The organism is Paenibacillus silvestris (genome assembly GCF_009882985.1).
In the GTDB taxonomy this organism is placed as follows: Bacteria; Bacillota; Bacilli; order Paenibacillales; family NBRC-103111; genus Paenibacillus_E; species Paenibacillus_E silvestris.
The window spans coordinates 137923-160222 of sequence record NZ_WTUZ01000022.1 but is presented as its reverse complement, the minus strand read 5'-3'; the positions used below and the strand labels follow the sequence as shown (position 1 = coordinate 160222).

At 45.4% G+C, this 22300-nt stretch carries 24 protein-coding genes; 9 read left to right on the top strand and 15 right to left on the bottom strand.

All coding sequences use genetic code 11. The features are described 5' to 3' along the window. Position 1: 1 nt before the first annotated feature. Positions 2-1354: a TrkH family potassium uptake protein gene (locus GQF01_RS21260; RefSeq protein ID WP_161408706.1), complete on the bottom strand. Its 1353-nt coding sequence runs from the start codon at positions 1352-1354 to the stop codon at positions 2-4. A gap of 51 nt (positions 1355-1405) precedes the next feature. Here GQF01_RS21260 and GQF01_RS21255 point away from each other — a divergent pair, with 51 nt between their 5' ends. Continuing rightward, a complete protein-coding gene (locus GQF01_RS21255) occupies positions 1406-3220 on the top strand; it encodes a CPBP family intramembrane glutamic endopeptidase (protein WP_161408705.1) in 1815 nt (604 codons plus the stop codon). Here the strand turns inward: GQF01_RS21255 and uvrC are convergent. The 3 genes from uvrC to GQF01_RS21240 form a co-directional block, all read right to left on the bottom strand. After that, the gene (uvrC, locus tag GQF01_RS21250) at positions 3180-5111 is read right to left on the bottom strand and encodes an excinuclease ABC subunit UvrC (protein WP_161408704.1); all 1932 of its coding nucleotides are present in this window, start codon (positions 5109-5111) and stop codon (positions 3180-3182) included. The two genes, GQF01_RS21255 and uvrC, sit on opposite strands and share 41 nt — an antisense overlap. A 97-nt stretch (positions 5112-5208) precedes the next feature. Continuing rightward, positions 5209-5523 (bottom strand): thioredoxin, encoded by a 315-nt coding sequence (gene trxA, locus GQF01_RS21245; RefSeq protein ID WP_161408703.1) that lies wholly within the window; start codon positions 5521-5523, stop codon positions 5209-5211. Between the two features lie 137 nt (positions 5524-5660). Continuing rightward, complete coding sequence (locus GQF01_RS21240; RefSeq protein ID WP_127453203.1) at positions 5661-6044, bottom strand: MerR family transcriptional regulator; 384 nt, start codon at positions 6042-6044, stop codon at positions 5661-5663. Between the two features lie 210 nt (positions 6045-6254). On the opposite strand from GQF01_RS21240, the gene GQF01_RS21235 reads away from it, so the two are divergent. Continuing rightward, on the top strand, positions 6255-6398 hold the full coding sequence (locus GQF01_RS21235) for a YqzM family protein (protein WP_161408702.1): 144 nt from the start codon (positions 6255-6257) through the stop codon (positions 6396-6398). 117 nt (positions 6399-6515) lie between these two features. Continuing rightward, complete coding sequence (locus GQF01_RS21230; protein WP_161408701.1) at positions 6516-7520, top strand: globin-coupled sensor protein; 1005 nt, start codon at positions 6516-6518, stop codon at positions 7518-7520. 292 nt (positions 7521-7812) lie between these two features. Here the strand turns inward: GQF01_RS21230 and dnaI are convergent, their stop codons facing one another. The 3 genes from dnaI to GQF01_RS21215 all read right to left on the bottom strand — a co-directional run bounded on the left by dnaI (position 7813) and on the right by GQF01_RS21215 (position 10905). Continuing rightward, positions 7813-8766 (bottom strand): primosomal protein DnaI, encoded by a 954-nt coding sequence (dnaI, locus tag GQF01_RS21225; protein ID WP_161408700.1) that lies wholly within the window; start codon positions 8764-8766, stop codon positions 7813-7815. 82 nt (positions 8767-8848) lie between these two features. Beyond that, positions 8849-10357, bottom strand: coding sequence for a replication initiation and membrane attachment family protein (locus GQF01_RS21220; RefSeq protein ID WP_161408699.1), 1509 nt, complete (start codon positions 10355-10357; stop codon positions 8849-8851). Positions 10358-10542: 185 nt separating this feature from the next. Next, a complete protein-coding gene (locus GQF01_RS21215; RefSeq protein ID WP_161408698.1) occupies positions 10543-10905 on the bottom strand; it encodes a winged helix-turn-helix transcriptional regulator in 363 nt (120 codons plus the stop codon). A gap of 124 nt (positions 10906-11029) precedes the next feature. Here GQF01_RS21215 and GQF01_RS21210 point away from each other — a divergent pair, with 124 nt between their 5' ends. Beyond that, positions 11030-12067, top strand: coding sequence for a zinc-binding alcohol dehydrogenase family protein (locus tag GQF01_RS21210; protein ID WP_161408697.1), 1038 nt, complete (start codon positions 11030-11032; stop codon positions 12065-12067). A gap of 78 nt (positions 12068-12145) precedes the next feature. Here GQF01_RS21210 and GQF01_RS21205 read toward each other — a convergent pair whose 3' ends face one another. Continuing rightward, on the bottom strand, positions 12146-13030 hold the full coding sequence (locus tag GQF01_RS21205) for an alpha/beta fold hydrolase (protein ID WP_161408696.1): 885 nt from the start codon (positions 13028-13030) through the stop codon (positions 12146-12148). 72 nt (positions 13031-13102) lie between these two features. Continuing rightward, on the bottom strand, positions 13103-13387 hold the full coding sequence (locus GQF01_RS21200; protein ID WP_161408695.1) for a YuiB family protein: 285 nt from the start codon (positions 13385-13387) through the stop codon (positions 13103-13105). Between the two features lie 179 nt (positions 13388-13566). Between GQF01_RS21200 and hemQ the strand changes: the two genes are divergently transcribed. Beyond that, the gene (hemQ, locus tag GQF01_RS21195) at positions 13567-14313 is read left to right on the top strand and encodes a hydrogen peroxide-dependent heme synthase (RefSeq protein WP_161408694.1); all 747 of its coding nucleotides are present in this window, start codon (positions 13567-13569) and stop codon (positions 14311-14313) included. Positions 14314-14404: 91 nt separating this feature from the next. Here the strand turns inward: hemQ and GQF01_RS21190 are convergent, their stop codons facing one another. Both GQF01_RS21190 and GQF01_RS21185 read right to left on the bottom strand, forming a co-directional pair. After that, on the bottom strand, positions 14405-14686 hold the full coding sequence (locus tag GQF01_RS21190) for a hypothetical protein (RefSeq protein WP_161408693.1): 282 nt from the start codon (positions 14684-14686) through the stop codon (positions 14405-14407). Positions 14687-14713: 27 nt separating this feature from the next. Further along, positions 14714-15904, bottom strand: a complete 1191-nt coding sequence (locus tag GQF01_RS21185; protein WP_145666799.1) for an NAD(P)/FAD-dependent oxidoreductase — start codon at positions 15902-15904, stop codon at positions 14714-14716. A gap of 429 nt (positions 15905-16333) precedes the next feature. Between GQF01_RS21185 and GQF01_RS21180 the strand changes: the two genes are divergently transcribed. Beyond that, positions 16334-17335, top strand: coding sequence for an NAD(P)/FAD-dependent oxidoreductase (locus GQF01_RS21180; protein ID WP_145666796.1), 1002 nt, complete (start codon positions 16334-16336; stop codon positions 17333-17335). Positions 17336-17688: 353 nt separating this feature from the next. Here GQF01_RS21180 and sda read toward each other — a convergent pair whose 3' ends face one another. Further along, positions 17689-17844 (bottom strand): sporulation histidine kinase inhibitor Sda, encoded by a 156-nt coding sequence (sda, locus tag GQF01_RS21175; RefSeq protein WP_145666794.1) that lies wholly within the window; start codon positions 17842-17844, stop codon positions 17689-17691. A 340-nt stretch (positions 17845-18184) separates the two neighbouring features. Here sda and GQF01_RS21170 point away from each other — a divergent pair, with 340 nt between their 5' ends. Beyond that, the gene (locus GQF01_RS21170; RefSeq protein ID WP_161408692.1) at positions 18185-18346 is read left to right on the top strand and encodes a mechanosensitive ion channel protein MscL; all 162 of its coding nucleotides are present in this window, start codon (positions 18185-18187) and stop codon (positions 18344-18346) included. Positions 18347-18391: 45 nt separating this feature from the next. On the opposite strand, the gene GQF01_RS21165 is transcribed toward GQF01_RS21170, so the two are convergent. After that, complete coding sequence (locus GQF01_RS21165) at positions 18392-19072, bottom strand: glycoside hydrolase family 73 protein (RefSeq protein WP_161408691.1); 681 nt, start codon at positions 19070-19072, stop codon at positions 18392-18394. Between the two features lie 165 nt (positions 19073-19237). Here GQF01_RS21165 and GQF01_RS21160 point away from each other — a divergent pair, with 165 nt between their 5' ends. Beyond that, a complete protein-coding gene (locus GQF01_RS21160; RefSeq protein ID WP_161408690.1) occupies positions 19238-20287 on the top strand; it encodes a MerR family transcriptional regulator in 1050 nt (349 codons plus the stop codon). A gap of 78 nt (positions 20288-20365) precedes the next feature. Further along, positions 20366-21079 carry a class I SAM-dependent methyltransferase gene (locus tag GQF01_RS21155; protein WP_161408689.1) on the top strand — a complete coding sequence of 238 codons (714 nt, stop codon included), beginning with the start codon at positions 20366-20368 and terminating at the stop codon, positions 21077-21079. A 386-nt stretch (positions 21080-21465) separates the two neighbouring features. Here GQF01_RS21155 and erpA read toward each other — a convergent pair whose 3' ends face one another. Together erpA and GQF01_RS21145 are read right to left on the bottom strand one after the other, a co-directional pair. Beyond that, complete coding sequence (gene erpA / locus GQF01_RS21150; protein WP_145666784.1) at positions 21466-21837, bottom strand: iron-sulfur cluster insertion protein ErpA; 372 nt, start codon at positions 21835-21837, stop codon at positions 21466-21468. A 145-nt stretch (positions 21838-21982) separates the two neighbouring features. Beyond that, positions 21983-22147, bottom strand: a complete 165-nt coding sequence (locus tag GQF01_RS21145; RefSeq protein WP_328803502.1) for an aspartyl-phosphate phosphatase Spo0E family protein — start codon at positions 22145-22147, stop codon at positions 21983-21985. Positions 22148-22300: the final 153 nt, after the last annotated feature.

Here is a 22300-nt window from a genome sequence, read left to right as displayed (position 1 = left end):
CCTATCCAATCGTAATCTTACCCTCTGGGTATCTAAATAATTCCTTCTCTTGTTTCGGCTGAAGCGCATAAGCGAGCGTGATCGGGCCCAGACGCCCGGCAAACATCGTCAAGCTGATGAGAATTTTACCGAAGAGCGTTAAATCTGGCGTTAAGCCCATCGTTAGTCCTACCGTCGCGAACGCGGAAGTGACTTCAAATAATATTTTGAGCAGCTGCGAATCTTCCGTAGTCGATAACAGCATGGTAACAATAATGACTAGAAATAAGGCAATCATCGTTAAGGTAATCGCTTTAAGAATGCGGTCCTTTGCCAGGCGATAGCGGAAAATAACGATGTCCTCTTTTCCCCGGATCATGGTGACTATGGCAGCGATCAAGATGGTAAAAGTCGTCGTTTTGATCCCCCCACCCGTGGAACCCGGAGAGGCTCCAATAAACATGAGAATAACCATGGAAAACTGCGATGCTTGACGAAGACCGCCAATATCCACCGTATTCGGACCAGCCGTCCTCGGCGCAACGGATTGAAAGAAGGAAGCAAGTATTTTGCCACCTAAATCAAGTGAACCTAAAGTTCTGTTATTCGTATATTCGAATATAAAAATGATAAGAGCTCCTGCAACAATAAGAATGCCAGTCGTACTTAGTACAACCTTGGAGTGCAAGGAAAGCTTCTTAGTTTTGCGATAATCCATCGCTTCCGACAGAACAACAAAGCCTAAACCCCCTAAGACAATGAGGGCCATTGCAACAAAGTTAATCACAAAATCATTCGCATATCCTGTTAAGGAAACGAAAGGAGCATCGACGGTCCCAAATAAATCAAATCCTGCATTGTTGAACATGGAAATAGCATGCCAAATGCCAAAGTACAGCGATTTAGAAAAACCGAGGTCAAAACTCCAGCGAATCGTGAAAATCACTGCAGCAATCGCTTCAATGGATAAGGAGTAAATAATCACTTTACGGATCAAACGGACAATGCCTTCCATACTCCCTTGATTGAAAGCCTCTTGAAGCACCAAGCGTTCCTTGAGGGTAATCTTTTTGCGGAAAACAAGGGCAAGCAGTGTAGCCATCGTCATAAACCCTAGTCCGCCAATCTGAATTAAGGAGACAATCACGATCTGACCGAACATGGTATATGTACTTCCCGTATCGACCACAACTAGTCCTGTCACACAGGTCGCAGAAGTTGAAGTAAAAAGCGCATCTATAAAAGGCATGGATTGGCCAGTCGCTGATGCAATCGGCAGCATGAGGAGACCTGCTCCGATAAGGATGATGATGGCAAACCCAAGAACTAGAATTTGTGGTGGTGTCATCTGCCAAACTCTTAACTTTTTACGCATAGGGCCTCCTAGTATATGATACGGAAGAAACAATAGAAACGATATGTCCAAATGCTGCCAACGGTAGCGTTCCCAGCTAGACGCAAGTCATTCGGCCTCACATGCAAATATACGTATTATATAACTGTTTGGTTTGTATTTCCACCTAAAATTCGCATTCTTTTAAAACTCATGGTAACGTGGAATGAAGGTTACATACTCGTGAACTCAGAAGGGAACTTAATGATGCCAAGGCCGAAATTAAATCGATTTCTCATCCTCTTAGCCTGTATAGGCATAGCCCTTTATGTGGGCATAACAGCTTTGTATGGCTTACAAACGGAAGAGGCACCAGCAGGCGAGAACCCTTCCATCACCAAACAGCAGGCCGCAGAACACGCCTCTGCCTTTATCAACGAGCGCTATGCGATCAAAGGGGCCAACACTTTTGTAGCGTACCAGTCCAAAAAAGAACGCAGCGGCTATTTGCAAAAGGAGCATTTATCCGAAAGCTATGATGCGGCATTCGGCAAACGCTATCCGTTAGACTTTTATCAAGTAAACGTAAGTGATGCCAAAAAAAGCCGTCAGTTCGAAGTTGAAATCAACTACACGGATGGCGCCGTGATCGGATGGCGTGAGGTCTATCACGCTAATGGCGAGAGCGCGCTAATCAGCAAGCAAAAGGCTGACATTATGGCCAAGCAGGAGATGCGAGCCCGCGGCATTGATCCGGATGACATGAAGGCGATTGATAAAGTGGAAGAGGGAGCACAACAAAACTCCGGCTTGGTTCTATACTATGAAAAACAATCTCAGCCTATGGGAGAATCGAAATTACAAGTTCGCACCCAATTCGATGAGAAGAGCTTGGTTGGCTACACTGTTCTCTTCAGCTTACCGGCTTCACATCTAGATTGGCTTGATGCGCAGGATCATTCAGCTTCCGTGATGACCTGGATTTCTATGGGCTTCTCGATCCTGATGACCATTGCCGCCATCGTTCTTGTTATCATTTATCGCAAACAAATGAGATTTCGCAGCGGACTTCTGCTGACTGCTATTTTCTTAGCCATTTATATCATCAATAACTTAAATATGTACCCTGCCTTCCGCTTAATTAGCGGTGGAGGTCCGAATGATGAGTTCACCACATGGGCAACGATCATCTTCATGAATGTGCTGGCGGTTGGGCTCGCTATTTCGCTCTACTTTTCACTGGTAGCCGGCAACGGGCTGTGGAATGCGATCGGGCAGCCCAAGTGGCCAACTTGGAAAGAACACACTTACGGTACAGATGTATTTTATGGCATGGGGCGTGGCTACTTGCTAGCGCTTTTCATCCTCGGCATTCAGCAGGTCCTCTTCTATACAGGGGATGTAAAATTTGAAGTTTGGGCTGTCAATGATCCAACCGACTCCGTCCTCAACATGGTGCAGCCCCGCCTCTTTCCTTTGATGGCCTGGGTTGCAGCGATATCGGAAGAAGCCACTTACCGGTTGCTCGGCATTATATTATTCAAAAAATTGTTCCGCAATAATTTTATTGCGATTCTCATTCCTAGTGTGATTTGGGCTGCAAGCCACACCCAGTATCCGATCTATCCGGTCTATACGCGGCTAATCGAGGTAACCATTATCGGCATCATTCTTGGTTATGTGTTCCTCAAGTATGGCTTCATAACCGCCGTCTTCGCCCATGCCTGCATGGACAGCATTCTCATGGGAATGTCGCTCTTCTCCTTAGGGCAAGTAAATGATGTGCTCTGTGGGATCTTGTATCTCCTGCTTCCAGCAATCGTCGGCTATTTCCTTACATGGCTGCATGGAAAAAGGCGGGGTCCCCTTATTCCAGGGGAACCGCCGCCTCACCTTGGAGCGCTTTAAGAATATCGCCCGCTAATTTCTCACCTATACCAAGAGGCTTGAAGTCTTGTACTTCGGCCTCTTTAATTTTGCGTACCGAACCGAAATGCTTCAAGAGAGCCTTCCTGCGCTTCTCCCCGATACCAGGGATGGCATCGAGCTGCGAGGCAACCATGGACTTCGCTCTCGTTTCCCGATGGAATGTGATTGCGAAGCGGTGGACCTCATCTTGAATCCGTTGAAGCAGATAAAATTCCTGGCTGTCCCGCGGCAAAGGAATGATCTCCGCAGGATCTCCCATCATGAGCTGCGCCGTCTTATGTTTGGCATCCTTTACTAACCCGCAAATCGGAATGTATAGCCCTAGTTCATTCTCCAAAACATCGACCGCGGCGGAAATTTGCCCTTTGCCTCCATCGACAACGATAAGATCCGGCATCGTCAGATTGTCCTTAAGCACTCGCTCGTACCTGCGGCGAATGACCTCGCGCATCGTTTCGTAATCATCCGGGCCAATGACGGTTTTCACTTTGTACTTGCGGTACTCTTTGCGGTCAGGCTTCCCATCCACAAAAACGACCATGGCAGAGACCGGATTCGTCCCCTGAATGTTCGAGTTATCGAACGCTTCAATTCGGCGAATCTTGCCCATACCGAGCCACTCGCCGAGGTTTTCCACGGCTTTGGTGGTCCTGCTTTCGTCCCGCTCCACGAGACGAAACTTCTCATCCAGTGCGTTACGGGCGTTATCCTTGGCCATATCGACCATTTGCTTCTTCAGTCCGCGCTGCGGGATGTGGACCTTGACCTTCAGCCACGATTCCATTGCCTCGCGGACATCTTTCATTTCAGCCTCCGCTTGCGCAGAGGACTGCTCAGGTTGCTCCACCGAGGCAACGTCTGCCTCAGGGGCAGTGCTCGCCTCTGCCTCAGGCATGCTAGGCAGGAAGATCTCCTTCGGCAGCGCAGGGTTGTCGATGTAGACCTGCGTAACATAGGTGATGAAATCACTGTATTCATCACCATAATACGGAAACAGCGAGACGTGCCGCTCGATCAGCTTGCCTTGGCGCATGTACTGGATATGTACAGCCATCCAGCCTTTATCTACCGCATAGCCGAACACGTCGCGGTCCTGCGCATCAACGGCATTGATCTTCTGCTTCTCCATCAAAGCATCGATGCTCATGATATGATCGCGCAGCTCCTTCGCGCGCTCGAAGTTCAGTTCTTCTGCTGCCGCGAGCATCTTGGTCGTCAGCTCTTCCTTAATAACATCGTGTCCCCCGTTCAGGAAACGGGTGATCTCCTGCACCATCCGCTCATTCTGCTCAGCGGATACGTCGTACTCGCAAGGCGCCAGACACTGCCCGATATGATAGTATAGGCATACTTTATCGGGCATTGTCTTGCACTTGCGCAGTGGATACAACCGGTCCAGCAGCTTCTTGGTCTGCTGGGCAGCGAAAGCATTCGGATAAGGGCCGAAGTACTTGCCCTTATCCTTGTACACCCGCCGCGTGACTTCCAGACGCGGCTGAGCTTCATGGGTAATCTTGATGTAAGGGAACGTCTTGTCATCCTTGAGGAGGACGTTGTACCGAGGATGATGCTGCTTAATCAGATTACATTCAAGAATGAGCGCCTCCACATTGGAGGAGGTGATGATATATTCAAAGTCGCGAATTTCGCTGACTAATTTCTGCGTCTTCGCACTGTGGCTTCCTGTAAAATACGAGCGCACACGATTCTTCAGCACTTTGGCTTTTCCTACATAGATAATCGTACCTTCGCGGTTTTTCATTATATAACAACCAGGTTTATCCGGTAATAAGGAAAGCTTATGTTTAATTGTTTCTAGACGCTGTTCACGGACGGCCGCGTCCTCTGGCTCATGTTCAAACTCCGTCATGATTCCTATCTCCTTTCGCGCACACAAAAAAGCTCATTTTCAGCATAGCAGAAAATGAGCTTTTTCTCACGAACAATTGTTTCTAATTAGAAACAACTTATTGATGACGTGTTACAACATTTTTCAAAGCTTCTTTGGATTGGAAACCAACCACTTTATCAACAGGCTGTCCGTCTTTGAAAACGATCAGTGTTGGGATACTCATTACGCCAAAACGCGCAGCGGACTCTGGATTGTCATCCACGTTCACTTTTGCGATTTTCAATGATTCTACTTCTTTATCAAGCTCTTCCAAAACAGGAGCGATCATTTTGCAAGGTCCGCACCAAGGTGCCCAGAAGTCTACAAGTACTGTACCTTCGCTCTCAACTTCAGCTTTAAAGCTGTTATCAGAAACATTCACGATTGCCATGATAGTTCCTCCTTCTAAGAATGGATTTATAACATCAAGTAGTAATTGCTACCGATGAACGTCAACATGTAAAGTATACCACACCCATAGGCCATTTCAACCAAACCATAACTTAGCAATCTGGCAGGCTCTGGAACCTACTTGGATGGCACTCCAACTGGCAGCCCTTGAAGCCTCTGCTGCTCAATATAAGCGATACGATCCTTCAAATTTGCCTGCAGCATCTGCAGCATTTCCATTTGCCGCTCAATGTCCTGCAGCTTCTCTGTGTAGAGTGGCAGCAGATCATCGCATTGCGACTCCTGATTTTTCATGACGCAGTTGAGAAAACTCTCAATTTGTTCGGTCGTAAAGCCTAGGCTCAAATAAAACTGAATGGTTTTCACGCGCTCAACAGCCATTTGGTTAAACACCCGATAGCCATTCTCTTCGCGCTGTGTTGCGATAAGCCCTTTGGCCTCGTAGTACCGCAATGAACGAATGCTGGCACCTGTAAGCTTGGATAATTCACTAATCCGCATGGCTTTCACCTTTTTCCTTTTCCTTGATCAAGTAAGGATAACCTTATTGTAAACCATCACACTAATGTTAGAGTCAAGACTTATTTTATTGTTTCCGCTTCTGTCTGTTATTGTTTGCATAATTGTCACTTCCATTAGCTTTACAAGTTTCGACGAATTTGGGTATACTAAGTTTAAACTTTAGAATGTCGGACGTTAGGGGGTAACCACATGAGCGATCCTAAACACCCTGAGCTTCACGTGTATGAAGAGCCGCGTAACGATTTCATGGATGTTGGTATCGGATTTGGCGCGTTCTTTGGCATATTGTTTATTATTGCAGCCGTTGCAACTGTTATTCAAGTAATGAAGTAGGCTTGTACAAGCCCATAAGTCAACCGCTTTGCACTGTTGTGTAGGGCGGTTTTTTCATTAGATCAGCCTTCATTTCATTAGATCATTCCCTAATTTCAAAGGAGACTAACGATTCAAATGATTAAAGTTCATCCAGAACGTCAAAAACTCATTTCTTATATCGGCTTAACGAACGCAGACTTACGATTGCTAAAAAGCAAAGAAGAAGCTTTCCAACGTGTTGTAGAACAACTCGTCGACCAACTGTATGCGGACATCATCCAAGTTCCTGAGCTCGTAGCGATTATTAAACAGCACAGCACGATCGAGCGCCTAAAAGAAACACAGCGTTGGTACTTTCTATCCATGGCATCCGGCCTTATTGATGATGAATACATAATGAAACGTTTATATATTGGAAAAGTACACTCCCGTATCGGCCTGACAACCTCCTGGTATTTGGGCACCTATTTAAAATATACAGACATAGCTACCCAGCATTTCAAAGAAATCATGCCTGATGAGTGGACGCAAGTGCTCCATGCGTTAAGTAAAATGTTCAATCTGGACAGCCAACTTGTTTTGGAAGCCTACGAGCAGGATGAGAAGTTGAAAATTCAGACCTTGGTGGATGAGCAGGCTATCATGCTGACGACCATCTCCAGTGTTGTACAAGACCTTGCTTCCATGATGGTCGAGCTAGGTGGCAGCAGTCAAACGGTAGCCAGTACGGCGATCAAAACGGCGGAGTCGCAAGATCTATCCAATCACCGAATTGATGAACTCCAACATGAAATCAAAGATATTTCGAAGATGGGTTCCGTGATGAAGGAAATCTCCGACCAGACGCATCTGCTTGGCCTCAATGCAGCTATCGAAGCTGCACGCTCAGGCGAGCATGGCCGCGGCTTTGAAGTTGTCGCCAACGAAGTGCGTAAGCTAGCCACGCATTCACGTGAAGCGCTGGACACGATCCAGAAGAAGCTGAAGCTGATCACACAGAAGCTTGAGCTCGTGCAGAAGGGCTCCGAGGAGACGACTCACTTCGCTCGTACACAAGCAGCTAGCGCGCAGGAACTTACCTCATTTGTTCATATGATTGAGAGCGTAACCACCCAATTAGAGCGTTTAAAGAAATCATAACATTCGTTTATAAAATAAAGACCCTTCCATCCACGTTTCAGTGGAAGAAGGGTCTTGTTCGTTGGATTTAGACCTCGAATCGTGTAAAAACTATAACAAATTCAAGCTTTATTTCGCTTTCTGAGCAAACACCTGCATAAAGCACATCAAAATATAGGATAATTACTCTTTTTCAGCCAAATGGGGCGATTTTGATGTATGAAATGCAGGCAATTCAAAATTTAAAACTGATTCCTCAGTTTGCTGCACTTTTTACACTTTCATCTTGCAAAGGATGCCTTCAGCCCATCCTTTACGATCTTCCTCGCTTATTTGTACCTGTCACTTCAACGACATCAACAAAAGGACGAATACGGTCCATAATCCGTTGTCCCTTATACTCCTCGTCGCCATCCTTGTTCGTGAAGCTGAAATGCTTCTCAAGATCATGCAGCGCATAGTTCGACGTAAAGAAAGTCGGTTTCCGGTTCATCCGGTGGTTCACAATCGCCCCAATGACATGGTCACGAAGCCATGGATTCAGGTTTTCAGCGCCAATATCGTCAAAAACAAGCAGATCTGTCTCTTTCAGAAGATCGATCGTCTCTTTCAACTTATACGGCTCTTGGAACATGCCTTTCAGATCCTCGGCGAAATCCGGCATATAGACGATAGCCCCCGTCATACCAACTTTGGCGAGCTGATGCAGCATGTAGCCCATCAGGAACGTTTTGCCCGTACCGAATGATCCGCTTAAGTAAAGCCCGCGAGCTTGCAGTCCGAGTTCCATGGTTTGGCTGACGTAGTCATTGATTTGCATGACGGCTTTCGCCCGGTCCAAATCCGCTTCAAGGATATCACCAAACGAGAAGCTGCGCGAAATCATACGCGGATCTACGTGGAAGGTGCGGATTCGTGAGGAAATCGCGTCCTGCAGCTGCTTGGAAGTAAACTTCTTGCACGCTACTTTTTCTTCGTGAATGTACACTCTATCGTTATCCGTATCGGCAGTTAGCATCGTATAGTGACCCGTCATATCATTCGGGCAGTTGTCCAATCCTGGACAGTTCGAACAGCTTTTGTACTCGGTCACGTATTGGTATAGCTTATTCATATTAATCTTGACGGTATAATCATCGACAAACGGATACTTCTGGCGAAACTTATGAACTAAGGCGTCATCCATGACAGCCTTGATTTTGGCCTCCGCCTTTCGTCTCCATTCCGAATTAGGCATGGATTTAAGAATGTGCGACAGCGATTCCATGATTGCGGCACCTCCTACATGTGTTATCTCTTGATACTCTACGGTTTACGGTTTGTTACTCTATGGCTCTGCTACCTGCTCGTCAGTTCTTCCGGTTAAAGCGCTCATCCAGCTTCTGTGCCATCCTTCTGGCAGCTTCCAACTCTTCTTCGGTTAGTCTCGAAGAAGCCACAGCACCTGCATCCGGTACAACAATCGGGATGTGCGGCTTCTGCGTCTTGCCCTGCCGACCTCTGGTCACGGAGCCTCCACCAGCCTTAGCAGCCTCGACTTTGGATGCAGCTTTCTGTTTGTAGCTGATTTTCTCGCGCACATACTCCACAGCTTGCTCGTACGTGATAATCTGCTTGCCGAGCATATCCGAAGCAACCGCCTCAATCGAAGACTTCGCCCAAGAACGGCGATCGATATGCAGGAAATGAATCAATACATTGATAACTTCTTCGTTTAACTTATAATTCAAATCAATCTTCTCAAATATATTAAGTACGCCGTCAGGAATAGAGCCCTGTGTAAAGAACATTTTCAGGACTGCTGTGTACGGCTCGTTACGCATAATGTAGTTGTATTGATGATCCGTGCATTCACCGCGCAGCTGCTGTGGCACTTCCAAATAATACGCCATCTCAACTGATTTCTCGTCAGCCTGTCCGGTAGAGTCCTCGGCTCCAGCCTCTTCCGATCTGGATATCGTTCGTTCTCTTTCTTCATCACGCTTCTTGCTTTGCCTATAAAAGAGGTTCGCGTTGTACTGCATGAGATCCATCTGCAGCTCGCCTTCTTCGCTAAACACGCCATCCTCGTCGAGCAATCGGCATGTTTCCTGCAGGGAAAGATTATATTTCTTGGCCACGATATTAATGGCCGCCATCTGATCTGGCTTATGTTTGAGGGCCTCGACGAAAATCCGATTACTCGCTCCGCGTGGGAACCTCATGATAATGTCTGCATATTGGAAGCCTTTGGTCGTGACATCCATACGAGCTTCACCCTGTTTACTCGCAGAAGCTTCATATAGTGCTTGCTCCAACTCATAATCAACCACTTGGGTATTAAGCCTGAATAGATCATAAAAGGGAACTGATAAATTCTCTTCCGTAGCTTCGCGGCACTCTTCTGGCTCCGGCGCCAGCAAATCTTCCCGAAGAGAGAGGAGCATGAACTTGCCGACCTTGTCGCGGAGCAGCAGTGTCAAATGCTGATTCCGGAAAAACTCATTGGGGCCAAGCGGCGCGAACAACGTGTAAACAAAAATATAATCTTCTTCATCCGCCAAAAACTTGCGGGTCGTCTGCAAGAGGCCAATAGCCTCCAGCTTGGAAGATTGCTCAATCAAATACTTCCGGCCTCGTTCTCCCTGCTCTAGGTCAAGCAATAGAAATAGCTTACGCTGCTGCTCTAGCGGCGAAAATCCGACCTTTTCCGCACTCATCTGCTGATAGAGAGCCTGATAGAGACTTATAGCCAAACCACCGATCATTGGCTGGTACATCATGGCCAACATTTTAAAATCCAAACTGCTTAAAGAAAATTCACGGCCTACACAAAACCTGTGATTCTCCGTGAAATGCAGCATATTCGTCATTCTCATCCGATTACAGCACCATCCTGCCTAGGCTCAACCGATTACCCTGCCATTCTTGCCGGCATCTCGGTTTCTCTCTACTAGTCTACCACAAAAATCGACATGCTTGGTATCTACTAGAGAAAGATAATATTACCTAAAATGAAAAAACCAACCGTTTCGGCTGGCTGGAATAGCTTCTTAGATGCTTCTCAGCTTTCGATGGAACATTCCGAATTTTGTTGGAACTTACTGCCCCATTCTTTCATTAATAAAATAATCGGCGTCAAGGTCTGGCCAAACTCCGTCAATGAATATTCCACCTTGGGTGGTACTTGGTGAAACACCTCGCGATGGACAATGCCATCCTCCTCCAACTCACGCAGCTGCAAGGTTAGCATTCTTTGTGAAATCGATGGACAAATTCGTTTGAATTCATTGAATCTTTTGGTGCCATCGATCATGTGATAGAGGAGTACGCCTTTCCATTTTCCCCCGATAACATCTAATGTATATTCTACAGGGCAGCCTTCCCGATCTCCTGTGCTGCCATAGCCGCTTTCGCGATCGCGCATAATACTTTGGCACCTCCTTAGTATACAAATTGATACTATACCACACCAATGTGCGTACTTCCTATTTTAGATTGAATGGGCTACACTGACAACATGATAACTATTATTTAGAGGAGATGAGCATATGACTTCCCAAGAAACGATGAAAGCTGTAGGACTTTTCCGTTATCTACCTATCGATCATCCTGAGAGCCTTATTAACGTGAACATCGAGAAGCCGCTGCCCACTGGCAAGGATCTGCTGATCAAGGTCAAAGCTATTTCAGTGAATCCCGTAGACACGAAAGTACGTGCTCCCAAAGAGAAAACGGAAGACGCACCTCGCATTTTGGGCTGGGACGTCGCGGGCATCGTGGAGCAAACCGGACCGGATTGCACCTTATTTGAACCGGGCAATGAGGTCTATTACGCAGGCAGCATCACACGTCCCGGCGGCAACAGCGAGTTCCATCTCGTTGATGAACGCATCGCTGGCAAGAAACCGAAATCGCTGACCTTCGCCGATGCTGCCGCGCTGCCGTTAACAGCCATCACCGCTTGGGAAGCTCTCTATGAGCGACTTGGCGTGTCACGAAATGCAGACGACAACGCCGGCAAAACCATACTGATCATCGGAGCTGCCGGTGGTGTGGGCTCTATCGCCACGCAGCTCGCGAAAATTGCCGGACTCACTATTATCGGTACAGCTTCACGGCCTGAATCCACGCAATGGGTGAAGGAGAAGGGAGCCGATCATATTATTAACCACTATGAAGCTTTCTTAGCTCAATTAAACGTGATCGGCCTTACAAACGTTGATTATATCCTCTGCTTAAACAGCACAGATCAGCATTGGCAGAATATGGCTGAAGCAATCGCTCCGCAAGGGAAAATCTGTTCCATTGTAGAAACGGATCAAGCTCTGAATATGAATCTACTGAAAAATAAGAGCGTCACATTTGCTTGGGAATTAATGTTCACGCGCGCAATGTTTCAAACATCCGACATGATCGAACAGCACAACCTGCTTAATGAAGTAGCCCAGCTCATCGATAACGGATCTTTGCGCGGCACAGTGACTCAGCGATTAGCGCCAATCAATGCTGCAAACCTGCGCAAGGCGCATGCCATGCTTGAGGAAGGCCATACGATAGGCAAAATTGTTCTGGAACATTTTGAATAAAAGAAATGGGGTTGTCTCAAGGTCTAATTATGACCTTTGGACAACCCCTTACTTTGCTTATTCACACGTACCGGTGATTCAATCAGGTGAAATCCCCAGCTCCTCACTTCCGCTGGTGTCCTCTCCATACATGGCAGGATTCATTTTCCGCGCGATGGACAAGTCGAGCAGCCCCCGCTCCGTATGCTGATCCTCCAGACTTTCCACCCACAGACGGATCAAATCATTCATCTTAGCTGCGCTCTTGATCGGGATTTGATGCTTAGCATCCTTTAAGAAATAGAGCGAGCTATGAGGGAGGCCTTGGTGAAGCAAATTCGCGTAACGATGAAAAGAACGATCCTTCGTACCATACATTAATAAGATAGGGTGCTTAATATTGCGGAGTCGATGCGTGCAGGTGTAAGAACGGGCTTGTTTAAAGTACATGCACACATCATCGGCCGTGTCTTTCTGCGAGCTTTCATACAACTGGCGATAGGTTGCGGTGGTATCTGCATTTCCATTCGTAATGGCTTTCTTTAATAGATCCATGAGTAAATGCGGGCCGGTCATATTACACGCCATCCACACCCTGATTTTGTTATACACATCCGTCAATTCTGACATACCGCTCACCACGATACCACCAAGAAAACGCTCAGGATACATTAGAAGCGCTTCCAGTAGGATCATTGCGCCCGTTGAATACCCGCAAAGATAAGCCTGTTCAATTCCGATTTCATCAAGCAGCATGCGAACATCTCGTGCCATTAACTCAATGCTGAGTGGACGCTCAGACGCTTGACTGGCTCCATGCCCACGAATATCGTAAGTGATCACTTGAAAATGCTGAGACAACTGTTTTTTTTGATAAAAGAAAGCCTCCGAGGTCAACAGAGGCGGATGAATGAACACGATGGGGGTGCCGGTTCCTGAAATCTCATAATTCAGAACCGTCCCTTTTAAATAGGCAAAAGGCAAAGTCGTCTCCTCCGTAAGGTCAAGTTCAAGAACTTCACCTTATCGTAGCCCGCTTTGCCTTTTATTATTACACTAGAACATTTTAAACCCTTTGATACGTAATGTCTTAATCGCTGATCCGCTGAGAATAGCACCAACCAAACCGCCGATAGCCGGAACGATATCAACAATCGTAAAGCTATCCCCGCTTGATAGGAAAGAGGCTGACCCCATTGACCCGTAAATCACGACACCAATGACCAGCGCGATGAACGCATAGAGTGGAAACCATGTGGTTTTCATCAGCATGTTCAAAATAAAACCGATTCCAAAAAATAACACCATCATTAAGACAGTGGCGATAATCATCTGCAGCAATGTCTGATCCCCCTAATTATGAAACTCAACTTCCGCTTTCTTTTCATTGTAATCCACGAGGTCGCACAGGTAAAGTGTACACAAATTGAACATTTCCACATTCACCCTTTGTTCATTTGCCCTTTCCCCATGAATTGGATACAATGTAGGGGATATTAGCCTTGAATGGAGGAACACTCATGAGTGAAGCCGTACAAACGCTGGAAGGCTGGTATGCGCTCCATGATTTCCGGATGATTGACTGGAACGCATGGCATGCCGCAACCCCGCAAGAGCGTAAACATGCAACGGAAGAGCTGAATACATTCCTGTCCGAGTGGCAGCAAATTGAAAACGATAAATTAGGCAGTACTGCCGTATATAGCATCGTTGGACAGAAAGCTGACTTTGTATTCATGCAATTGCGCGAAACATTAGAAGAACTGAACGATTTGGAAAATGATTTTAATAAATCCAGCTTCGCTGCTTTTACAATCCCGGTATATTCCTATGTTTCTATCGTAGAATTAAGCAGTTACCTGGCTAAGCCTGGGGTTGATCCTGCGGAAGATCCAGAGATTCAAGCGCGTTTGAAGCCAGTTCTGCCTAAAGCGAAGCATATCTGCTTCTATCCGATGAATAAACGCCGTGAAGGCAATGACAACTGGTACATGCTCCCTGCGGACGATCGCAAAACGATGATGCGCAGCCATGGCATGATTGGTCGTACCTATGCGGGCAAAGTGAAACAAATCATTACAGGTTCAGTTGGTCTGGATGATTGGGAGTGGGGCGTAACGCTGTTCTCCGATGATCCTCTGCATTTCAAAAAGCTCGTTTATGAAATGCGTTTTGACGAAGTGAGCGCACGTTTCGGTGAATTCGGTGATTTCTATGTAGGCAACCTGCTTACACCTGAGAAGTTTGCTAAACTCATTACGATTTAAAATAAATCAGAAGGATGGACCTCATGTCTGTCCTTCTTTTTTGTAGTAAAAAAAGAAAGCCTGCCCTCTAGGAGCAAGCTTTCTTTATGGTTCATTCCTCATCATCGTCGTCGCGCAGCGCAGCTGCAAGTTCGGCTTCCAGCTGCGCTTTGCGTGCGAGATACGCCTCGGTATCACGGTCACGCTGACGACTCTTTTCCTTCAACCGTTCGATGGCTGGAAGGATGAGAATATCAATTTCCTTTTGTACAACAGCTACATGATCGTAACGCTTCTCCGTCTCCAGAAAATGACCAACCTCGATCAGTCCATTGTAACGATCCAGCTCATCCCGGGTAAGAAGTCCTCTTACTTGGACACTGCAGTGCCGCATAGCGATCCCCCCGATTACGAATGATGACTAGAAACGCCCTTTACGAATAACGAGCGGAATTCCGCCGATAATGTAGAGGTACCTCATATCAACCACTTTTTTCATCATGGCTGCTACATTACCTTTGAGTTTACGGGAACCAACAATACCAATGGCTTGTCCTTTGCCTAAGGAAGCAACGGTACCCTTGTTGGAGAACTTGAATGTTTTCATTTGCGAACCGCGAATGGAAGCAATCAGGTTATGAGCAACCGCTTCCCCTTGCTGCATCGCGATTTGTGCTGTTGGCGGATACGGTCTGCCTTCATCGTTCATGACGATCGAACAGTCGCCTACAACATAGATATTATCGAATTGAGGAGCACGCAGGTACTCATCCACTTTAATTCTTCCGCGCATCGTTTCGAATCCAGCCTCATCGAGCATGTGGTTACCGCGGATACCGCCTGTCCAAACAACCGTTGCAGCTTTGATAAACTCATCGCCTGCGATAAGAACACCTTCCGGCGTGCATTCTTTAATCGCTGTCCCGATTTTGAACGTGATGCCTTTGTCTGTCAAAATTTTCATCGCATACTCAACCAGCTCAGGATCAAAGCCTGGCAGCGCTGTTGGAGCAGCTTCAATATTATAAATCTTCACAAGGGAAGGATCGACGTCGAACTCTTTGCAAAGCTGTGGAATACGATCTGCAAGTTCACCAATGAATTCAATACCCGTGAATCCAGCTCCACCGATAACGAACGTCAGGTAATCTTTGCGGTCCGGCTCGCGCTTGTATTTCGCGAATTGATATTCAATATGCTCGCGAATGAAGCGAACACTGTTGATACTGCGGATATTCAGCGCGTTTTCTTTGAGTCCAGGGATACCGAATGTTTCAGCTTCGCCACCAAGACCGATAACTAGGTAGTCATAAGAAAGCGTACCGTCTTCGAGAATCACTTTTTTCTCATGCGGACGGATTTGGGTAACAGTCGATTTCACGAAATCCACTTTGAACTCATCAATTAATTTCAGAATGTTCACGCGTGCATTTTCAGGATTATCTGTCCCAGCAGCAGGCATATGGAGATGCGTGGTAATGTAGTGGTAATCATGCTTGTTTACGAGTGTTACATCAGCTTCGTTGTAGTTTAGTTCCTTTTGCAATCGAATTGCAGAAAGAATCCCGCCGTACCCGGCTCCTAGAATAACGATTCTTGGTATTCTACTCATGTCTCTCTCACTTCCATATCCGATTTTATTGTCCCATGGTTTCTCTATCTTGTGAAAATTTACACAAACAGCTTCGAAAGTGGTATACTGCCTCTAGTTTGCTCTCACACGCAGTGATTTATGATCAAAAAGCATCAAAAAACACAAATTTAGTCTAAACATGGTAAACCGATTCTCATGATATAATATAATTTAAATTAGTAAAGATCAAGTGCTATTTTGGCTTAAAATCAAGCTTACAGCCGCTTCTGGCCTGTCCAACCAATGTAAGCATTACTTATCATATTTATAAGCGATTTATATAAAGAAATCACACTTTTCTGTTTCCTTCAATAGAAGAGACGTTTATAATGGAATAATGATTGTGGCAATTCTTGCAATTCTCAGAATAATGCCACATCAAAGGAAATGAATCGGAGGAGTTTAACAATGATCGAGAAAGAAACTAATCAAGACATCGTCGATATCATCGTCATCGGTGGTGGACCTGCTGGGATGTTCGCATCCTTCTACGCTGGAATGCGTCATGCGTCCGTGAAAATTATTGAAAGCATGCCGCAACTAGGTGGTCAGCTTGCCGCGCTTTACCCTGAGAAGTACATTTATGACGTAGCCGGATTCCCGAAAGTAACGGCGCAAGATTTAGTCAATAACTTACTAGCTCAAATGAAACACTTTCCTATAGATGCTTGCCTAGAAGAGAAAGTACATCAAGTAGTTAAGAAAGAAGAGCGTCTCTTCGAAATTACAACAGACAAAGGTACGCACACGAGCCGCGCGGTTATTATCACAGGCGGAGTTGGCGCATTCGAACCACGTCGCTTAGAACTTCCGGAAGCAGCACAATTCGAGAAAAAGAACTTGCACTATTTCGTAAACGATTTGAATGCTTTTGCCGGCCAAAAAGTATTGATCAGCGGTGGCGGCGATTCCGCGGTTGACTGGGCGTTAATGCTCGAGCCAATTGCTGAGAAAGTAACCCTTATCCACCGTCGTGATAAATTCCGTGCTCATGAGCACAGTGTTGAAAACCTGATGAACTCCAAAGTAAATATCGTAACACCTACAGAAATTACGAAGCTTCAAGGCAGCGACCGTATCGAGCAAGTTACACTCAAAGATATCAAATCGGGCGAAGAAACCGTTCATGATGTCGATGCTGTTATTGTTAATTTCGGATTCGTATCTTCTCTTGGACCGATCGCTGAGTGGGGTCTTAACATTGAGAACGGATCCATCGTCGTTGACTCCAGAATGGAAACGAACATTCCGGGAATCTTCGCTGCAGGGGACATCACTACGTATCCGGGCAAATTGAAATTGATTGCTGTTGGCTTCGGTGAAGCACCTACAGCGATTAATAACGCCAAAGTTTATATTGACCCGACAGCTAAGCTTTCACCAGGACACAGTTCGAATTTGAAATTCTAATCATAATCTTTCTACATAAAAAGGGGTATTCTATACCTAATCTTCGGATTAGGAGGAATACCCCTTTGTCATCTATATGTCCGGTTTGCAATGGCCTGCAGGAATTAACCACCGAATGCCCCGTGTGTTCACATGCTATGTGTGATGGCGGCAGACTAAGCGACTACCTTGGTCCCTACTCCCCCTATCGGGAGATTGATGAGTACTCGATGTCTGATTCGGATGGCATGCTGCCCAGTCATGGTGGTAAATGCCTTCATTTGCTCAATTGCCCCGATTGTATGCACAGTTTAACTATCCAGATACCAAATCTATGAAATAAACTCTCGTAGATGAGGTAAAAGGTAAATACGCTAGTTGAGCGGAGCTTCATCCCTGATGTAGACCTGCAGCTTCAAGTTCCGTCTCTGGATTTCGGCGAGCAATAGATCAACAAAATCTGATTCTAATCTCAAATCCAGTGCCTTGTAATAAGAGTCGATCAATGTTTCGTCGCTAATTTGTCTCACTGAAATCACCTTTATTCTATAATTTGTAATTATATTATCATGGGGTTAAAAATAGAACAACTGTTCCTTTATCCACAGAAAGTTGTGTATATCCTGTGGGTAAATTGTTGATATCCCCCCTAAACGGTATGATTGCTTGGGGGATACTGTGTATAAAGTTATACACATGCTAGACTGCTCCAATATCGATAAAAAAAATTGATCGCTTTATTTGTAAAGATCCGCGGAATACTTAATCTTTCCTTAACGAAGTTCACAAATTTGAAAAGAAATTTTAATCGCCCGTTAATATTCATCGCTTACAATAGTATTAGAAAGTTAATTAAAGGAGTGAAAGCCCATGATCGTCTACGATATTGTACTGAATGGTGAAATCAAAGAAACAATTAAGCCTAAAAAGAACCGCTTGAAAGAAATCTATTCGTTTATGCTAGATCAAACAAAGCTTATGAAAGCTAAATATGGCGAGAACGTAAAAATTAAAAGCCGCATCGTGTACTAGGAATGATTCCCCGTCACATGCGGCTCTTTTTTTTGACTATGTGGATTAGATAATTCCTTTGCGATGAAGCACCGTTAACAATCGGTAGAAATCATAGCTTCCATCTTTGGGAGTATCAATAAGACCTGCTTTAACCGCCGCATCAACTGCAGTTTTGGCCCATACGGGCACTTCCTTAAGCGCCGCTTGTCCCTCTAATGCGCCAACTCTCGTCTGTAAGGCTGCTATTTGCGCTTGCAGCTGTTCTAACATTTCAACAACCTCCTCATCATATCGCGTTAATCCATTGGTTTGTATCAAAGTATTCAGCTTACTTGCGTAAGCGATATCCGTAGCGTATCCACTGTTTTGCAAAGCTTGTGTTTGTTCTCCTGGGCTTTTGGCATTCCTTACACTGACATATCGGGAGAACTGAAAGAGGAGATCTTGATCCCGGAAACCTGCCTCAATCGTCGGATACGCGCGGAAATCACTAGGCACATTATCGTAACGAACTCCGTTTACCATCTCCCAAGTCAAGGCCGATACTCTGTCACCGGACCAATAAGGCGTAAGCACACCGCTGCCGACCTTGTAACCTACCAAATTGTTCCACGCATTCACTTTCCCACCTGTCTCCAGAATTGCCTGCGCAATCCGTACGGACGGAAATATCGGAGAATTATCCAACCGAAGTTTCACAGCAATGGGAGCAATCAGCTCGATAAATGCTTGTCTAGTTACCATGCACTCACCCCCTTCTCCTAGTTCATCAAGCTAGTACTCTTTCATTCTATTTTATTCTTCGATGAGCAAACGGTTCCCCGTATAAGGATTCGAGTTAAGGATCAGAGCCCTCTTTACTTTTACCTTAGGTTAAGGTTTAGTAGGGGAAGGAGGGTTGATTTTAGGATGAAAATCAAAGAATTAGCAGAGAAGCTTAACATTTCTCCAAGAACGATTCGCTTTTATGAACAAAAAGGGCTGATTTCTCCTCATAAACAGGAGCACAACTTATATAGAACATTTACGGAAAAGGAAGTATGGCGGTTACAAACGATTATTTCTCTGAGAGAAGCTGGGATGACGATTGAGGATATCAAAAAAGCATTGCCTCAAGCTGATGATGACGAGGATACGGAACAGCTTCAGTATTATTTGGAAATGCAGCGGTCGATCATTTTTTCGCAGTGGCTGGAGCTAAAACAAATTATTGAAACTACGGATACGATGATCGATCTTTTAAAATATCAACCAACACTTCCATTAGACGACATTTTCATGCTCGCCGAAGGGTCCAAACGTTTAAGAGAGACCAGAAAGAACTGGAACGATAAATGGAATTTCGACCATCAAGCCTTAACGCATGACAGTAATGTAGCTAATAATGATAGAGAATATAAGGACTATGAGAAAGCCCTTCAGACTACAGTCGACTGGGTTGCCCCAAAGGCTGGTGAACGGGGTCTCGATATTGGGACAGGTACGGGGAATCTAGCTGGGAAGTTTCTAAATAAGGGCATTCCAATGGCGGGAATCGATCAATCCAAAGAAATGCTGAGGCACTGTGGACGCAAATATCCGCAGATGGAGCTTAAACTCGGGAACTTTCTTGCCATCCCGTATCTGGATGGTCAATTCGACTTTATTGTCACTAGCTTTGCCCTGCACCACATTTCGGACGAACAAAAAGTATTAGCTCTAAGCGAGATGCGCCGCGTCTTGAAACCGCACGGTCGAATATGTATCACGGATTTAATGTTCGAAAATGAATGGCAGAAAGAGCAGTACATAGCTAAATTAGAACGCCAAGGTAGAGCGGATGATATCCAGCTGATCCTTAATGAATACTACGCAATGAGCTCTTCGCTGCTCAGCTGGTTTGATGACAACGGTTATATCACGAAACATAAACAGCTGAATGAGCTGCTCACGGTGGTTTATGCGGTTCCAATCCATTAGCTAAATAAATGTTGACCTTCTCCTAACGTCAATCCTTACGATGGATGTGTAACGTTAACCTAAGGAGGAGTTTGAACAATGCCTGACCATGATGCCATTTACAAATCAGAAGCGGAAACGTATGATTTGCTCATTTCTAAGCAGCCAAGTCTCTATGATGTAATTGAAAGTATCCAACCCGTTGAAGGTTTGGACATCTTAGACCTGGGCGCTGGTTCTGGAAGATTGACCCGTGTGCTGGCGCCAAAAGCCAAATCAATCTTGGCCATCGACGCATCAGAAGCCATGTTGCAAGTAACCGCAGATAAGCTGCAAGAAGCCGGCTTACTTAACTGGGCAACACGGGTTGCCGACCACCGTGATCTCCCTGTCCTTGATAATAGCTACGACTTAATCGTGTCAGGCTGGAGTATCTGTTATTTAGGAAGCTCAGGCGATCCTAATTGGAAAGAAAACATTCACCAGGTCATGGCGGAAATAAAGCGAGTTCTACGCCCTGGCGGCAGCGCTATTATTTTTGAGAATTTCGGAACGGGATCAACCGTCCCGAGTCCTCCGAGTTTTTTGCGTGCTTATTTCGATTTGCTTGAAAAAGAATACGGCATGTCCCACACGTGGATTCGGACGGATTATCAATTTGACAGCTTAGAGGAGGCTGAGCGGTTGAGTCGATTTTTCTTTGGGGATGATTTAGCCCAGCAAGTTATTAGGGAAGGTTGGATACAGCTTCCGGAGTGCGCGGGGGTTTGGTGGTTGCGGTTCCCTCCCACCAGCCGAATACCTCGTTTTTGAAAAAATAGGGGACCACAGTTCCCGCTTCTCAGAGTGCGGTGCCGTAAGGTCAAAAAAAAGAAGCAGCAAAATCTGCTGCTTCTTGATCTTTATAAATAAAGAAGACATGATGCTTCTATACATTAATCTTAAAATGATTCCATGATCATTTTCACCAATAAGAAGGGAAGCGCACCAATGGAGATAAAAGCATAAAAAAATCCTTGCAGAAAATTTTTAAAAAGTTTCACCACAATCACTCCCATCTAAATTTGTCAAGTTTGTGAACTTACTTCAATTATACGCCTTCTTCAGCAGAGTTTTATGAAAATAAGATTAAATCTTTCAAAGCTCGTCCAAAAGGGGCAAAAAAAAAGAGAGCGGCTACAAGCCACTCTCATCTTTTATTAAGCTTCAACCTTGTCATCACAAGGCTCAGGAGTTCCTTCATAATCCGCTGGTTTGAAGGAAGACCCGCATCCGCACGATGCTACTGCATTCGGGTTGTTGATGGTGAAACCGCCGCCCATCCCTTTGTCCTCGAAGTCGATTTCGACGCCGTACAAATATTTGGAGCTATCTGAATCCACCACAACCTTCACGCCGTGAATGGTAAACTCTTTATCGTCATCCTTCTGATCATCGTCGAAGCCCATACCGTAAGAAAAGCCGCTGCAACCGCCAGCTTTGACACCTAGTCGCAAGAACAGGTTCGGTGATTCTTCAGAAGCCAAAAGTTCTTTAATCTTATCACTCGCTGATTCGCTAATGTTGATCATAACGGAAATCCCTCCTTGATGTTTCCCATCGTGGAAAACTGGCATTATCCATAAGTTTCGTAATGCTTACTATCAAGTATACTCCTATTCGCTCTATTGCTCAAGGGCAGTTGCGCATACATGACTAGCCATTGTTTCCATGAGCTTACTGTTTGCGTTGTATCGCATAATATTGCAATAGCAACTCATCCAGTTCTCGACTACACTGTTGCACTTCAGGATGCAGGAAACCATATTCAGTGCCTAATGCCACCATCTGGCCTCGAAGCTGTTCGATTGCTATATCTAATCGTTCCTGCAATTCGGTCACGAAATATGTTGGCACGATATAATCACCTTTTAACCCTACGTAATCACATTGCAATAGTATACAGGAATTTGTTAATATTGGGAATAACCTTTTTACGAATTTGGCGGCAAAATTTATAGATTTCCTAGATTGTCAATTTATGTCCATGTTCAT

Coding starts and splice junctions, on each gene's coding strand:
- GQF01_RS21260 (WP_161408706.1), bottom strand. CDS start 1,354: ATGCGTAAAAAGTTAAGAGTTTGGCAGATGACACCACCACAAATTCTA.
- GQF01_RS21255 (WP_161408705.1), top strand. CDS start 1,406: ATGCTGCCAACGGTAGCGTTCCCAGCTAGACGCAAGTCATTCGGCCTC.
- uvrC (WP_161408704.1), bottom strand. CDS start 5,111: ATGACGGAGTTTGAACATGAGCCAGAGGACGCGGCCGTCCGTGAACAG.
- trxA (WP_161408703.1), bottom strand. CDS start 5,523: ATGGCAATCGTGAATGTTTCTGATAACAGCTTTAAAGCTGAAGTTGAG.
- GQF01_RS21240 (WP_127453203.1), bottom strand. CDS start 6,044: ATGCGGATTAGTGAATTATCCAAGCTTACAGGTGCCAGCATTCGTTCA.
- GQF01_RS21235 (WP_161408702.1), top strand. CDS start 6,255: ATGAGCGATCCTAAACACCCTGAGCTTCACGTGTATGAAGAGCCGCGT.
- GQF01_RS21230 (WP_161408701.1), top strand. CDS start 6,516: ATGATTAAAGTTCATCCAGAACGTCAAAAACTCATTTCTTATATCGGC.
- dnaI (WP_161408700.1), bottom strand. CDS start 8,766: ATGGAATCGCTGTCGCACATTCTTAAATCCATGCCTAATTCGGAATGG.
- GQF01_RS21220 (WP_161408699.1), bottom strand. CDS start 10,357: ATGAGAATGACGAATATGCTGCATTTCACGGAGAATCACAGGTTTTGT.
- GQF01_RS21215 (WP_161408698.1), bottom strand. CDS start 10,905: ATGCGCGATCGCGAAAGCGGCTATGGCAGCACAGGAGATCGGGAAGGC.
- GQF01_RS21210 (WP_161408697.1), top strand. CDS start 11,030: ATGACTTCCCAAGAAACGATGAAAGCTGTAGGACTTTTCCGTTATCTA.
- hemQ (WP_161408694.1), top strand. CDS start 13,567: ATGAGTGAAGCCGTACAAACGCTGGAAGGCTGGTATGCGCTCCATGAT.
- GQF01_RS21190 (WP_161408693.1), bottom strand. CDS start 14,686: ATGCGGCACTGCAGTGTCCAAGTAAGAGGACTTCTTACCCGGGATGAG.
- GQF01_RS21185 (WP_145666799.1), bottom strand. CDS start 15,904: ATGAGTAGAATACCAAGAATCGTTATTCTAGGAGCCGGGTACGGCGGG.
- GQF01_RS21180 (WP_145666796.1), top strand. CDS start 16,334: ATGATCGAGAAAGAAACTAATCAAGACATCGTCGATATCATCGTCATC.
- GQF01_RS21170 (WP_161408692.1), top strand. CDS start 18,185: ATGATCGTCTACGATATTGTACTGAATGGTGAAATCAAAGAAACAATT.
- GQF01_RS21165 (WP_161408691.1), bottom strand. CDS start 19,072: ATGGTAACTAGACAAGCATTTATCGAGCTGATTGCTCCCATTGCTGTG.
- GQF01_RS21160 (WP_161408690.1), top strand. CDS start 19,238: ATGAAAATCAAAGAATTAGCAGAGAAGCTTAACATTTCTCCAAGAACG.
- GQF01_RS21155 (WP_161408689.1), top strand. CDS start 20,366: ATGCCTGACCATGATGCCATTTACAAATCAGAAGCGGAAACGTATGAT.
- erpA (WP_145666784.1), bottom strand. CDS start 21,837: ATGATCAACATTAGCGAATCAGCGAGTGATAAGATTAAAGAACTTTTG.